Source organism: Streptomyces carpinensis, from assembly GCF_002154505.1.
Lineage (GTDB): Bacteria > Actinomycetota > Actinomycetes > Streptomycetales > Streptomycetaceae > Streptomyces > Streptomyces carpinensis.
Genome location: NZ_MUBM01000788.1, coordinates 1 through 839, shown reverse-complemented (window position 1 = coordinate 839; position 839 = coordinate 1). Strand labels below are relative to the sequence as shown.

The following is an 839-nucleotide window of genomic DNA, read 5'->3' as shown; positions in this document are numbered from 1 at the left end:
CCACTACGACCGCTGGTGGAACCCCGCCGTCGAAGACCAGGCCACCGACCGTGCCTACCGCATCGGCCAGGACCGCCCCGTCCAGGTCCACCGGCTCACCACGCAGGGCACGGTCGAGGACAGGGTCGCCCGTCTGCTCGGCGCCAAGCGCGCCCTCGCGGACCAGGTCATCGCCTCCGGTGAGGCCGCCCTGACCGAACTCTCCGACGCCGACCTCGCCGAACTCGTCGCACTGTCCCACGGAGCCGACGCATGACCCCCGCCCGCAAGGCCCCCCGTACCGGAAGCCGCGCCTTCGCCGCCACCTGGTGGGGGCAGGCCTGGGTGGACGCCCTGGAGGCCTCCACCCTCGACGCCGGCCGCCTCTCCCGCGGTCGTACCTACGCCCGCAAGGGCATGGTCGGCCCGGTCACCGTCACCCCCGGCGTGCTGCGCGCCGAGGTCGAAGGCAGTAACCCTTGGCCGTACGACACCGCGGTGCACCTGCGTGTCCTCACCGACGCCCAGTGGGACACGCTCCTCGACGCCATCGCCGCCCAGGCCGGTCGCACCGCCGCCCTCCTCGACGGCGAGATGCCCGCCGACCTCGTCGACGACGCCCGCACCGCCGGCGTCCCCCTGCTGCCCGAACCGGCCGAACTCGACCCCGAGTGCTCCTGCCCCGACTGGGGCTACCCGTGCAAGCACGCCGCCGCCCTGTGCTACGCCACCGCCGCCCACCTCGACGACGACCCCTTCTGGCTCTTCACCCTCCGCGGCCGCACCAAGGACGCCGTCCTCACCGCGCTGCGCACCCGCCGCCAGACCCACACGGGCGCCACGCCGGAAACCGGCGGCAC

At 74.5% G+C, this 839-nt stretch carries 2 protein-coding genes; both read left to right on the top strand.

From position 1 onward, the window contains the following. Positions 1-256 (top strand): DEAD/DEAH box helicase (locus BZY54_RS48785; protein WP_143668483.1); only part of this gene is annotated, 256 nt, incomplete at its 5' end. Further along, on the top strand, positions 253-839 hold a 587-nt coding region (locus BZY54_RS48780; RefSeq protein WP_208641010.1), incomplete at its 3' end, for an SWIM zinc finger family protein. The genes BZY54_RS48785 and BZY54_RS48780, both read left to right, overlap by 4 nt.